This window comes from Streptomyces sp. NPDC096152 (genome assembly GCF_044763235.1).
In the GTDB taxonomy this organism is placed as follows: Bacteria; Actinomycetota; Actinomycetes; order Streptomycetales; family Streptomycetaceae; genus Streptomyces.
In genome coordinates this window covers 133,628-146,290 of the sequence record NZ_JBIWFW010000002.1, presented here as the reverse complement: position 1 = coordinate 146,290, position 12,663 = coordinate 133,628, and the positions used below count along the sequence as shown (strand labels likewise).

Genomic DNA, 12,663 nt, shown 5'->3' with positions numbered 1-12,663 from the left:
GGGGGTTCGGCCGGCAGCCGGTCGAGGTGCTCGTTCCCCCCACGCCCGGGAGCAGTCTTGACTACAGCGCGTGCCCGAACAGCGGCGGCCTTCGGCTGCTTCGCTCTCGTGGCACTGGGCCTGGGCGCCTGCGAGAACGCACCGCCCCCCGGACCCGCGAAGCCGTCGGTGGCCACGTCCGCCGAGGACATGGGCGGCATGCCCGCTCTGATCGCCGCGGCGAAGCGGGAGGGCGCGCTCAGAACGATCGCGCTGCCCGCCGACTGGGCCAACTACGGCGCCCTGATCAACGGCTTCGAGAAGAAGTACGGGATCAAGGTCACGGACGAGAATCCGCTCGGCCACAGCGAGGACGAGATCGACGCCCTGACGAAGAGGGGGACCCGGCCGACGGCACCCGACGTGATCGACGTCGGCGACACGTTCGCGCGGAAAGCCGCGGCGCGGAATCTGCTCGCGCCGTACAGGGTGGCCGATTACGACTCGATCCCCGGTAGTCAGAAGGATTCGAAGGCCCGCTGGTACAACAACTACGGGGGCTACATCTCCATCGGCTGCGACGCAAACCGGGTCAGGCCCTGTCCGGAGACCTTCACCGATCTGCTGAAGCCCGGTTACCAGGGCAAGGTCGCGCTCGAAGGCGACCCGCCCCGGTCGGCCACCGCCTTCGCCGGGGTCTACGCGGCCGCGCTGGCGAACAACGGGTCGTTCGGGAACATCCAGCCCGGTCTCGACTTCTTCGCCGAGCTCGCTGGGAACGGCAACTTCAACCCCCTCAATTCCAACTCGGCGACGGTCGCGGACGGCCGGACCCCCATCAGCATCAACTGGGACTACATCAACCTCCACTACGCCGACCAGCTCCGCGGCAAGGGCGTGAACTGGCAGGTCGCGATCCCCTTCGACGGCACCTTCGCCCAGTACTTCGCGCTGGCGATCAACAAGAACGCCCCGCACCCGGCGGTTGCCCGCCTCTGGCAGGAATACCTCTTCAGTCCGGAGGGCCAGAACCTCCGGCTGCGCGCCTATGCCCGCCCGGTGCTCATGGACGCCATGCGGCAGGACGGCACCCTCGACAAGGCCGCCGCCGCACGCCTGCCGTCGGTTGAGGGAACACCCCAGTTCCCGACGGACGCGCAACTGGAGAAGGCGAGGGAGACGGTCTCCCGGGGCTGGGCGAAGGCCGTCTCCGGCTAGCCGGGACGCTCGCCCCCGCCCGTCCGTCGCGCCCTGGCCACCGTCGTCCGTGCGGAACCGTGGCGGCGGGCGGCGGGCGGCCGCAGCCTGCTCCCCACGGCACCGGCGCCCTGTGAGCTGCCTCACCCAGCGCTACCGGCTCGGCACACGAAGTGCCTTGCCAGCGCCCTTCCCGCCCGTCCGCCGCCGCTCGGTGGCCGGATACGTCAGCAATCTGTCATTGCAGCCAGTGCGGCATCCGATACAGGCTGTGACCGTGTTGGAGCGACGTGTTGTTGTGGTGGTGTACGCGGGCGCGATGGCCCTGGACATCACCGGACCGATTGAAGTGTTCGATACCGCGAACCGGCTTCTGGGACCCTCGGGCACCCCCTACCGGACCGACTTCGTGTCCGCCGACGCACCACTGGTGCGCATGAGTTCGGGGGTGGTGGTGGAGGCCTCGCCCCTGGAGTCGGGGCAGGGCCCGATCGACACGCTCCTCGTGCCGGGCGGATGGAGTCTCGACAACGCGCTCCGGAACCAGGCGCTCGTGTCCTGGATCGGCCGGGCGGCGGCCCGGTCGCGCAGAGTCGCCTCCGTATGCGGCGGATCCTTCCTGCTGGCCGAGGCGGGCCTCCTCGACGGCAGACGCGCCACCACGCACTGGGCCTACAGCGAGGCGATGGCGTGCCGCTATCCGGATGTCACGGTGGACGCCGAGCCGATCTTCGTCTGGGACGGGCCCTTCGTGACCTCCGCGGGGGTCTCGACGGGCATCGACATGGCGCTGGCCCTGGTGGAGGCCGACCACGGAGCGGCGCTCGCGCTGGAGACGGCACGGTTTCTGGTGCTGTTCCTCAAGCGGCACGGAGGACAGTCGCAGTACAGCGCGGTCCTCGACGCCCAGTTGGCCGACCATCCGCCGATCCGGGCAGCACAGGAGTGGATCCAGGACCACCTGGACAGCCCACTGCCCGTGGCCGAGATCGCGCGGCAGGCCAACATGAGTCAGCGCAACTTCGCCCGGGTCTTCCGGCGCGAGGTGGGCATGACGCCCGGCCAGTACGTCGAGCGGACGCGTATCGCCCGCGCACGCGACCTGCTGGAAACCACGGACCTGACGATCGGCCAGATAGCCGGCCGCTGCGGATTCCCCGCCACCGAGACGTTCTTCCGCTCCTTCGGACGAACCCTCGGACTCACCCCCAGGGAATACCGGCACCGCTTTCAGGTCGTCTCGCCGTCCGGCCTCATCGACGGGCACCACGAGAGGGAGGGGAGCCCCGCATGACCACCAGGACCCCGGAAATACGCGCGGCGGAAACGGTACGCCTGGTCGACCATCTGACCGGGGAGCTCGCCCGGGCCGGCGTCACCCACGTGTTCGGCGTCGGCGGCGCGAACATCGAGGACCTGTACGACGCCGTGCACCGCGGCGGAGCCGTCCGCGGCGTCGTCGCCAAACACGAGTTCTCCGCCGTCACCATGGCCGACGGATACGCGCGCACCACCCGGCGCCTCGGCGTCGTCGCCGCCACCTCGGGCGGCGGGGCGATGAACCTCGTACCGGGTCTGGCGGAGGCCTACGCCTCCCGGGTTCCCGTGCTGGCCCTGGTGGGCCAGCCGCCGACCGGTCAGGAAGGGCACGGGGCGTTCCAGGACTCCAGCGGCAAGGCGGGCTCCTTCGACGCACGGGAGGTCTTCGCACCCGTCTCCCGGTTCTGCGCCCGGGTCGAGGACGCGGACTCGCTCACGGAGTTGCTGCCCCGGGCAGTCGCGGCGGCACAGACCGATCCACGCGGGCCGGCCGTGCTGTTGCTGCCCAAGGACGTGCAGCAGGCGCGGATCCAGGTGCCCGCCCGCGACGCGGTCCCGCCACCGGGCGGCCCCGCGAGGGCATCCGCGGCGCGGCTCGACACGGCCGCCGTCGCCGCCGCGTCGGACGCCCTTCGCGAGGCCGGTCGCGTCCTCGTCGTCGCCGGTGAGGACGTCGCCGCCGCCGACGCACGTGAGGACCTGGCCGAACTGGCCCGGCGCCTCGGGGCATGGGTGGCGGTCACCCCGGACGCCAAGGACGTCTTCGACAACCGTGATCCCCGGTTCGCGGGCGTGGCCGGGGTGATGGGCCACGCCAACGTCGAGGAGTGTCTGCGGCAAGCCGACCTGTGCCTGCTGGTCGGCACCCGACTGCCGCTCCTGGCACGCGGCGGTCTCGAGCGGGCCCTGGCCGCCACCGACGTCGTCTGCCTCGGCCCGGAACCACCGTTCGTGGCAGGCACCGCACTCGGTGGGAACCTGCGGGACGCACTGCGCGCGGTCACCGCCCGGCTGCCGTCCCGCCCACGTCCCTGCCCACCGCACTCCGGTCCCCTTCCCACACCCGCGCCGGGTCCGCTCGTCCGGGCCCGGGAGCGAACCGTCCCCCATGCCCAGGCGCTCGCCGCGGTGCAGGCGGCACTCCCCCAGGACGCACACGTCTTCGTGGACGCCGGCAACGCGGGGGCCAGCGCGATCCATCTCCTTCCTGCACCGCGCCACGGCCGCTTCGTGGTGGCGGCCGGCATGGGCGGCATGGGCTACACCTTCGGTGCCGGCATCGGTGCCGCGCTCGCCACCGGGCGACGCACCTACGTCCTCGCCGGCGACGGGTCCTTCTTCATGCACGGGATGGAAGTGCACACCGCCGTGGAGTACGACGCACCCGTGACGTTCGTGATCTTCAACAACAACGCCCATGCCATGTGCGCGTTGCGGGAGGAGTTCCTCCAGGGCGGGGTCCGCGACGACGACCTGTTCGCCCGGACCGACCTCGCCGCCGGAGTGGCGGCCGCCTTCCCGTCCCTGCGGGCCACGGAGGTCACGGACGCCGCGCGACTGCGCACGGCACTGCTGCGCGGCAACGCGGGCAGCGGCCCGGCGCTGGTCGCGGTGGCCTGTGACCCGCGGGAGATCCCCCCGTTCCTTCCCTTCCAGTCCTTCACCGAAGCCACCAAGAGCAAGAAGGGTTCAGATGAGCCAGAAGCCGTCCGCGTTGGCTGACATCCCCGGCCTGGTCCGGATCGAGAACACCGGCAGGGCGGAACTGACCGCCCGCTGCGTGGAGCTCACCCACGCGGTCTACCCCCACCACCAGGTCTACGGGCAGTACTGCACCATCCACGAATACGTCGACTGCCCCCCGGAGCAGGCCTACGACTACCTGCGCCAGGGACACCACCTGGAGGAGTGGACCTGCAGCCTGCGGGACTTCGCGCCCACCGGCACACCCGGGCTGTGGGCCGGTCGCGACCGGCTGGAGGACGACACCCGGATCTACTGCGAGGTGCTCGCGAACCCCGAGGCCATGACCGTGGACTACCACTGCTCCTGGGACCAGGGCGAGAAGCTGTGGATGATCTACCTGATGCGTGTCGTCCCGGCACGACTGGTACTCGACAAGCCGGGCTCGGTGATCACCTGGACCAACTGCCGGCACCCCTACTACGACGACAACCCGCACCCCGATCTGGCCCCCCGCCCGGACCGGCCCTGGGTGGGTGACTACTGGGACCTCTTCTACGCCGGGCACACCGTGGAGATGCGCAACCTCAAGACCATCCTGGAGCACCGCCACCGGAGCGGTATGCCGGTCGGTTCGGCTCCCGCGAGGACGGTGGCGCGGTGACCCCGGTCAGCCTCACCGACGTCGCGAGCTACCTGCCCGGCGAGCCGGTCCCCGCGGAGTTCTACACGGACTTCCCCGGAGCCGAGGACAAGCTCCGCGACCACCCCATGTTCAAGGTCCCGCCGTTACGGCACCACGTGGCCAGGGACGAGACCAACGCGGACATGGTGGAGCGCGCCGTACAGCCCCTGATCGAACGGCACGGCGCGGCGGAGATCCGGGGCGTGGACGTGCTGCTGGTGCACAGCCAGTTGCCGGACCTGCCGTTCGTGGGCGCCGGGACCGAGGTGGCGCGCCGGCTGGGCCTGAACCCGGAGTGGCTCGTCGACGTGGGCAACGCGGGCTGCGCCTCCTTTGTGTACATGATGAAGCTGGCCCGGCAGATCCTCACCACCACCGACGCGAAGACCGCGCTGATCTGCAACGCGCAGAGCGCCGCGGGGCAGTGGTTCACCCAGTCCGAGGTGCGCAGACTCGCCCAGGCGGCGATCCCGGGCGACGGGTGCGGCGTGGGGTACGTGACGACCTCGGCACAGTCGCCGGTCCTCGACGTGGAGACCCGGCACCTCGGCGAGTACGCCGGCGACATGACCGTGGCGGTCGACGACGGCCGCAAGTACTGGGAGCCGGGCGAGTCCCAGCTGCGGATCGGGTTCACCGACGCCAGTGTCGCCAAGGTCCTGGCACGCGGTAACCGCCTCGTCCCCGAGGTGGTCACGGAGCTGTGCCGGCGGCTCGGCGTGGCGAGTTCCGACATCGACGCCCTCGTCACCAACCAGCCCAACCGCACCTTCCTGCGGAACTGGCGGGAGGCGCTGCGCCTGCCTGCCGAACGGCACCTGAACACCTTCGACGAATGCGGGAATCTGTTCGGAGCGGCGATCCCGGTCACCCTGGACCGCGCGATCGGCTCCGGGAAGGTGGCGGACGGGGACCTGGTGGTGCTCGGGGGTTTCGCCCACGCGGGCGACTTCGCCGGTGCCGTCGCGGTTCGCTGGCACGGCGGACGGGACTGATCCATGGACACCCCCGTGCTGCACCGACTCGCCCTTAACGAGAGCCCGTATCCCCCGCTGCCCTCGGTACGCGAGGCGATGCGGCGGGCCGTGGCACAGGCCCACCGCTACCCCCAGTTCCACCCCGACGACCTCACCGAGCGGATCGCCGCCTGGTGCCGGGTGACCCCCGACCGCGTCGCGGTCGGCAGCGGATCGGTCGGCGTGGCCCTGCAGCTGCTCCAGGCGGTGGTCCGGCCCGGCGACACAGTGGCCTACGCCTGGCGCACCTTCGACGCGTACCCCCTCCTGGCCGCCATGGTCGGCGCTCGATCCGCCCCCGTACCCCTGTCGCCGGACGGGCACCAGGATCTGGGCGCCCTGCTCGCGGCGCTCGACCACCGCACCCGCGTCGTGGTGCTGTGCAATCCCCACAACCCCACGGGTAGCCTCGTCACCGCCGACGCGCTGTCGGCGTTCCTGCGTCAGGTCCCCCGGCACGTCACCGTGCTCCTCGACGAGGCGTACGTGGAGTTCGCCCGCGGCGTCGATCTGCCGGATTCACTCGCGCTCCTGGACGCCCACCCCAACCTGCTGGTCCTGCGCACCTTCTCCAAGGCCTACGGCCTCGCCGCCCTGCGGGTGGGCTACGGACTCGGCGCCTGCGACCTCGTGGCGCGGATCCGCCGGCAACAGCTGCCGTTCGGGATCAACGCGGTGGCGACAGCGGCGGTGAAGGCGTCGCTGCGGGCCGAGGGCGAGCTGCGCCGCCGCGTGGACACCGTCGTCGCCGAACGCGAACGGCTCCGGCGTGAGCTGGTGTCCCTCGGCTGGCGCGTACGCCCCGGCCACGCCAATTGCGTCTGGCTCGCCGCGCCCGATCCGATCGACGAGGGCGCCGCGGCACTCACCGAGGCCGGTGTCCAGACGCGCCACTACCCCGGCGAGGGTCTGCGGCTCACCGTCGGCGACCGGAAGGCCAACGACACCGTGCTGACCGCGCTGGGGGGACTGCGCGCACGGGGCTCGGACCGGGCGTTTGTGCTGCACCTGCGGCGGGCCGATCCTTGAGGAGGAAGCGAGAACGGACATGCGATGATCACACCATCGAATGGACTCGAGGCGACCGGGAACGGCGACCCCCTCCGGGTCACACGGGCCGCCACCGTCGTGCTGGACGGCCGGGGACGGGTCACCGGATGGAGTCCGGAGGCCGAAGAACTGCTCGGCTACGAGGCGCAGGAGGTCCTCGGGCAGTCGATCGACACCCTGTCGGCCCAGGCGGAGGGGGAGGACGGCGCCGCCGCGAGGTGGTGGCAGCAGCCGCAGCTCCCCGAGTGCCACCACTGCAGCACGCTCCGTCACCGTTCCGGTCGCCTGCTGCCGGTGGCGGCGGTCTGCCGCCGGCTGCCCGACACGGCCGCGGGCCCGGCCCTCCTGCTGCTCCTCGCGGACGCCGCGGAGTTCCGGGACTGGCAGATGCGGCAGGCCATGCTGTACGGCATCACCACCCAGTCCCCCGTGGGCCTGACGATCTACGGCCCCGACCTGCGTGTGGCGTGGGCGAACGCGGCGGCCCGGCTGGAACTGCCCGGGCCGTTCACCCAGTACCTGGGGCGCACCGAGGACGAGCTGTATCCGGGCAGCCAGGTGCTGTCCGCCCGGTACCCGTCCACGGTCACCCAGCTCATGAGCCGGGTCCTCGACTCCGGGCAGACCGTCGTGGGCCTCCAGTACCGCGGCCGCCCGCCGTCGGACCCCAGCCGTGACCACGTGTGGTCACTGTCCTACTACCGGCTCCAGGACCCGGAGGGCCGGCCCCTGGGAGTGTGCGAGGAGTCGGTGGACGTCACCGACCTCCACCACGCGCAGCGGCGGCTGGCTCTGCTCAACGAGGCGAGTGTGCTGATCGGCAGCACCCTCGACCTCGGCCGCACGGTGCAGGAGCTGGCCGAGGTCCTGGTGCCCCGGGTCGCCGACTTCACCGCAATCGACCTGCTCGGCGACGTGCTGTCCGGCCGGGAGCCCGACGCCCGCTCCGCCGGCCGGACGGACGCCATGCGCCGGGTCGTCCACCGCTCCGTCCGCGAGGACCTGCCCGAGGCCGTCGTGACGCCCGGCCAGACGGTCGTCTATCCGGAGGGGTCCCCGCAGTGGCAGTGCCTCGCGGACGGGCATCCCATCCTGAACGCCGTCATGGACCCGTCCAGCCCCTGGCTGCTTCAGGACGCCGTGCGCAGCGCACTCGCGCGCAAGCTGGGCATACATTCCCACCTGGTGGTTCCGCTGCGGGCCCGCGGAATCACCATGGGGGTGGCCACCCTCATGCGCTGGCGCACCCCGGAGTCCTTCGCCGCCGAGGATCTGCTGCTCGTAGAGGAACTCGCCGCCCGCGCCGCCGTGTGCATCGACAACGCACGCCGGTACACCCGCGAGCACCAGTCGGCGCTCACCCTGCAGCGCAGCCTTCTGCCGCACGAGCTGCCCACCGACGCGGCCGTGGAGGCCGCCTACCGCTATCTGCCCGCCGACACCGAGGCGGGAGTGGGCGGTGACTGGTTCGACGTGCTGCCCCTGGCCTGCGCCCGGGTAGGCCTGGTCGTCGGAGACGTCGTGGGGCACGGCATCCACGCCACGGCGACGATGGGACGGCTGCGCACCGCGGTGCACACGCTGGCCGACCTGGATCTGCCACCCGACGAGCTGCTCTCCCACCTCGACGACCTGGTCGGCCGGCTGGCACAGGAGGCGGAGGCGGCGCACCCCGGCGAAGTCGAGGGCGTGGTCGGTGCCAGCTGCCTGTACGGCATCTACGATCCCGTCACCTGCCGCGCCACCTTCGCTCGCGCGGGCCATCCCCCGCCCGCGCTCGCCCACCTGGAAAAGGTGGTGGAGTTCCCCGAGATTCCGGCGGGGCCGCCGCTGGGCATCGGCGGGCTGCCGTTCGAGTCGGCCGAGTTCGACGTTCCGGAGGGCTCCCTGCTGGCCCTCTACACCGACGGCCTGGTCACGGCCGCCGACGGCGACCCGGACACCGGCCTGGAACGGCTGACCTTCGCGCTCGCCCATCCCGACCGCCCCCTGGAGGAGATCTGCGACATCATGGAGCGGGCCCTGCTGCCGGACCGCCCCCCGGACGACGTCGCCTTCCTCGTCGCCCGCCCCCGCCCGCTGCCGAGCGAGGACGTCGTCTCCTGGGATCTGGCCTTCGAGCCGGCCGCGGTGGGACAGGCCCGCAAGCTGACCGACGCCCGCCTCGCGCAGTGGGAGATGGAGGATCTGACGTTCTCCGTCGAGCTGATCGTCAGCGAACTGGTCACCAACGCGATCCGGCACGCCCGCGGCCCCATCGGGCTCCGCCTGATCCGCACCCCGAACCGGCTGATCTGCGCGGTCTCCGACCACAGCAGCACCTCTCCCCACCTGCGCCGGGCCCAGGCCGTCGAGGAAGGCGGCCGGGGCCTGTTCCTCGTGGCCCAGTTCGCCCTGCGCTGGGGGACCCGCTACGTCGGAGACGGCAAGACCATCTGGGCGGAACTGCCCCGCCCCGGCCCGGAGACGGGCGGAGGACGGTCGGCCGTCGTACCCGGCCTGGACGCGTTCGCGGCGTCCATACCGTAGCGACGTTCCCGCGGGGCCGTGTCCGGCCCGGCGTCCCGGGCCGCCGCCCGGCACCCTTCATCTGGAGCCGACCCGCGCCGCACCGACCGGCGCCGAGGCCGCCCACGGTGCGGGCGGTGGTCAGGAGCCCACGCGTTCCCAGCCGCGGCGCGGGGGGCGGGCGCCGAGGCGGGTGTCCCGGCTGCGGTAGACGATGTACGGGCGGGTCAGGTAGCCGAGGGGCGCGGTGAGCATGTGCACGAGCCGGGTGAAGGGCCAGAAGGCGAAGAGGAGCAGGGCACTGAGGGCGTGCAACCGGAAGAGGAGCGGGGCGCCGGCCATCAGGGCCGGGTCGGGCGTGAAGGAGAAGAGGGAGCGGAACCAGGGCGAGATGGTCTCGCGGTAGTCGTAGCCCCCGCCGACGAGGTTCGCGGCCACGGTGGCGGACAGTCCGAGCGCGATGGTGACGCTCAGCGCGACGTACATGGCCTTGTCGTTGCGGGTGGTGGCGGAGAAGACCGGGCCGACGGTGCGGCGCCGGTAGACGAGGATCGCGAGGCCGCCCACGGTGGCGACCCCGGCGACGGTGCCGAGGAGGACCGCGGAGACGTGGTAGGCGTGCTCGCCGATGCCGAGAGCCTCGGTCCAGCTCTTCGGGACGAGCAGGCCCCCGATGTGTCCGAGGAGCACGATCAGGATGCCGAAGTGGAACATCGGGCTGCCGATGCGCAGCAGCCGCCTCTCGTACAGCTGGGAGGAGCGGGTGGTCCAGCCGAACTTGTCGTAGCGGTAGCGCCAGATGTGGCCGAGAACGAACACCGCGAGACTGACGTACGGCAGGACGACCCACAGCAGGATGCCGCCGGTGCCGGGCTCCGCCGCCAGGACCGGGGAGTGCGCGGGTGGGTTCATCGGGGGCCTCCCGCGGGGCCGGGCATGAACGAGGCGGGTGTGTAGGGGGCCAGGCCGACCTGTTCCTCGGGCGGCCCCTGGGCGGCGAGCCGGCCGATGGCCGCGTGTTCGTCGCCGCCGAGCGCGGGCAGGGTCGCGGAAACGGAGGTGAGCACGTGCGCCCAGGGCGAGCCGGTGTCGCGCAGGGCCAGGCGCAGCAGTTCCAGGCCCGCGCGGTGGTCGGTGAGCAGGCGCGCGCCGATGGCGGGTTCGGCGGCGGCGAACTCCAGGACGACGGCGAGGTGGTCGGGCAGTTCGTCCTCGCCCAGGCGCCAGCCGGCGGCGGCGTAGGTCTGCTTCAGCCGCAGCAGGGCGATCCCCCGTTTCCGGGTGTCGCCGTGGGCGTAGTAGGTGAGGTAGGGGCAGCAGCGCCGGCGGTGGTCGAAGGTGGCGACGTACTCGGCGGCGAGGTCGTGCGGCGGGGTGCGCTCGGCCTGTTCGGCGAAGCCGCGGAGGGGGCCGGCGACCGCCTCGGGCTGGGTGGCGGCGACGCGGCGGGCGAGGGTGAGGCGCTCGGGCAGCCGCTCGTCGGGGTAGGCCAGCAGCAGCGACTGGGCCTGCCAGGCGAGGGCTTCGCGGGCGCCGGCGGCGGGCGGCCTCATGTCGTGCCGTCCTTCCGGTCGTCGTCGGCGGGCGGGAAGAGACCGGGCGGGTGTCCCTTGCCGTCCCAGTTCAGGAGGTTGACGCGGTCGCCCTTGTCCTCGGGGGCGGCGGGGGTGTCGGAGGTCTGCCGGTCGCGCAGGGCCCGGTAGGTCTCCACCGCGATCGGGGCGGCGCCGCCGGAGGTCTCGCCGAACGGGCCGGAGCCCCCCATGCCGGGGCCGCCCTCGTAGTCGAGGCTGCACTCGGTGGCCAGTTCCTCCAGGCGGTGGGCCTGTTCGGCGTGGGCGGGCGGGATGACGTACCGCTCGTCGTACTTGGCGAGCGCCAGCAGCCGGTACATGTCGTACATCTCCTCCTCGCGCATGCCGACCCGCGCGGGGATGGCGGCGTCCGGTTCGCGGCCGAGGTTGATGTCGCGCATGTAGGAGCGCATGGCGGCCAGGCGGCGCAGTACCGCGTCGACCGGGGCCGGGTCGCCGGCGGTGAACAGCTGGGCGAGGTAGTCGACGGGGATGCGCAGGGCGTCGACGGCGGCGAAGAGGGTGCGGTGGTCCTCGGCGTCGTGGCCGGTGCCGCGGACGGCGTCGACGACCGGTGAGAGCGGCGGGATGTACCAGACCATGGGCAGGGTGCGGTACTCGGGGTGCAGCGGCAGGGCGACGCGGTAGGTGTTGATCAGGGCGTACACCGGGGAGCGCCGGGCCGCCTCGATCCAGTCGCGGGGGATGCCCGCGCGCTCCGCCTCCGCGGCGACCCGCGGGTCGGCCGGGTCGAGGAAGACCTCGCGCTGTGCCTCGTACAGGCCGGTGTCGTCCGGGGTGGAGGCGGCCGCCAGGACCCGGTCGGCGTCGTAGAGGACCAGGCCGATGTAGCGCAGCCGGCCGACGCAGGTCTCGGAGCAGACGGTGGGCAGGCCCACCTCGACGCGCGGGAAGCAGAAGGTGCACTTCTCCGCCTTGCCGGTGCGGTGGTTGAAGTAGACCTTCTTGTACGGGCATCCGGTCACGCACATCCGCCAGCCGCGGCAGCGGTCCTGGTCGACGAGGACGATGCCGTCCTCGGTGCGCTTGTAGATCGCGCCGGAGGGGCAGGAGGCGGCGCAGGACGGGTTGAGGCAGTGCTCGCAGATCCGCGGCAGGTAGAACATGAAGGTCTGCTCGAACTCGAATCTGATCTTCTGGGAGACCTCGTTCAGCAGGACGTCCTTCTCGCCGTGGTCGGCCGAACCACCGAGGTCGTCGTCCCAGTTGGCCGACCAGGTGATCTTCATGTCCTTGCCGGTGATCAAAGACTTGGGCCGGGCGACGGGGGTGTGCTCCTGCAGGGGGGCGTTGGTCAGGTTCTCGTAGTCGTACGTCCAGGGCTGGTAGTAGTCGTCGAGGCTCGGCAGCACGGGGTTGGAGAAGATCGTGACCAGTTTCTTGAACCGGCCGCCCGCCTTCAGGGTGAGCCGCCCGCGCTTGTTGAGCTCCCAGCCGCCGCGCCACCTGTCCTGGTCCTCGTAGCGGCGCGGGTAGCCCTGGCCGGGGCGGGTCTCGACGTTGTTGAACCAGACGTACTCGACTCCGGTGCGGTTGGTCCACGCCTGTTTGCAGGTGACCGAGCAGGTGTGGCAGCCGATGCACTTGTCGAGGTTCATCACCATCGCCATCTGGGCCATCACGCGCATGA

At 71.8% G+C, this 12,663-nt stretch carries 10 protein-coding genes; 7 read left to right on the top strand and 3 right to left on the bottom strand.

Annotated features, from left to right (window positions below; genetic code table 11):
- Positions 1-57: 57 nt before the first annotated feature.
- From ACIQ9G_RS06140 to ACIQ9G_RS06110, 7 genes are all read left to right on the top strand, one after another.
- A complete protein-coding gene (locus ACIQ9G_RS06140; protein WP_403607033.1) occupies positions 58-1,197 on the top strand; it encodes an ABC transporter substrate-binding protein in 1,140 nt (379 codons plus the stop codon).
- 256 nt (positions 1,198-1,453) lie between these two features.
- The gene (locus ACIQ9G_RS06135) at positions 1,454-2,470 is read left to right on the top strand and encodes a GlxA family transcriptional regulator (protein ID WP_403607031.1); all 1,017 of its coding nucleotides are present in this window, start codon (positions 1,454-1,456) and stop codon (positions 2,468-2,470) included.
- Positions 2,467-4,218: a thiamine pyrophosphate-binding protein gene (locus ACIQ9G_RS06130; RefSeq protein WP_403607029.1), complete on the top strand. Its 1,752-nt coding sequence runs from the start codon at positions 2,467-2,469 to the stop codon at positions 4,216-4,218. Before ACIQ9G_RS06135 ends, ACIQ9G_RS06130 begins: the two co-directional genes overlap by 4 nt.
- Complete coding sequence (locus ACIQ9G_RS06125; protein ID WP_403607027.1) at positions 4,190-4,843, top strand: SRPBCC family protein; 654 nt, start codon at positions 4,190-4,192, stop codon at positions 4,841-4,843. The genes ACIQ9G_RS06130 and ACIQ9G_RS06125 overlap by 29 nt, the downstream gene beginning before the upstream one ends.
- Positions 4,840-5,859 carry a 3-oxoacyl-ACP synthase III family protein gene (locus ACIQ9G_RS06120; RefSeq protein ID WP_403607025.1) on the top strand — a complete coding sequence of 340 codons (1,020 nt, stop codon included), beginning with the start codon at positions 4,840-4,842 and terminating at the stop codon, positions 5,857-5,859. The genes ACIQ9G_RS06125 and ACIQ9G_RS06120 overlap by 4 nt, the downstream gene beginning before the upstream one ends.
- A gap of 3 nt (positions 5,860-5,862) precedes the next feature.
- A complete protein-coding gene (locus tag ACIQ9G_RS06115) occupies positions 5,863-6,909 on the top strand; it encodes a histidinol-phosphate transaminase (RefSeq protein ID WP_403607023.1) in 1,047 nt (348 codons plus the stop codon).
- A 24-nt stretch (positions 6,910-6,933) separates the two neighbouring features.
- On the top strand, positions 6,934-9,459 hold the full coding sequence (locus ACIQ9G_RS06110) for a SpoIIE family protein phosphatase (protein WP_403607021.1): 2,526 nt from the start codon (positions 6,934-6,936) through the stop codon (positions 9,457-9,459).
- Positions 9,460-9,579: 120 nt separating this feature from the next.
- Here the strand turns inward: ACIQ9G_RS06110 and narI are convergent, their stop codons facing one another.
- Genes narI through narH form a run of 3 tightly spaced genes read right to left on the bottom strand, consistent with a single transcriptional unit; the run spans position 9,580 to position 12,661 of the window.
- Entirely contained in the window at positions 9,580-10,350 is a 771-nt protein-coding gene (gene narI, locus ACIQ9G_RS06105) for a respiratory nitrate reductase subunit gamma (protein ID WP_403607019.1), read from the bottom strand.
- Positions 10,347-10,991, bottom strand: a complete 645-nt coding sequence (gene narJ / locus ACIQ9G_RS06100; RefSeq protein ID WP_403607017.1) for a nitrate reductase molybdenum cofactor assembly chaperone — start codon at positions 10,989-10,991, stop codon at positions 10,347-10,349. Before narJ ends, narI begins: the two co-directional genes overlap by 4 nt.
- Positions 10,988-12,661 (bottom strand): nitrate reductase subunit beta, encoded by a 1,674-nt coding sequence (gene narH / locus ACIQ9G_RS06095; RefSeq protein ID WP_403607015.1) that lies wholly within the window; start codon positions 12,659-12,661, stop codon positions 10,988-10,990. The genes narJ and narH overlap by 4 nt, the downstream gene beginning before the upstream one ends.
- Positions 12,662-12,663: the final 2 nt, after the last annotated feature.